This is a genomic window from Schumannella sp. 10F1B-5-1, assembly GCF_006517535.1.
Classification (GTDB): domain Bacteria; phylum Actinomycetota; class Actinomycetes; order Actinomycetales; family Microbacteriaceae; genus Schumannella.
Map to the genome: position 1 here is coordinate 1 of NZ_VHQH01000185.1, position 237 is coordinate 237.

Genomic DNA, 237 nt, shown 5'->3' on the forward strand with positions numbered 1-237 from the left:
CCCTCATCGCGCTTCCCGTGGGAGTCGCGGTCTGGCTGCTCATCTGGAGCTTCGGCTTCATCGCGTCGATCGTCGCGTTCGGCGTCGCGTTCGCGGCCCTGTGGCTCTACCGGTTCGGCGCCCGCGGTCCGATCAGCCGCGCCGGCGCCTTCGTGGTGACCGGCATCACCGCCGGCACGCTCCTGATCGCGTTCTTCGCCGGCATCGTGCTCGACGCCGTGCAGATCGTGTCCGAGG

At 70.0% G+C, this 237-nt stretch carries 1 pseudogene; it reads left to right on the forward strand.

Going from position 1 to position 237, the window contains the following annotated elements:
* Positions 1-237 (forward strand): annotated as a pseudogene (locus FJ658_RS16445) (hypothetical protein); the annotation flags it as partial.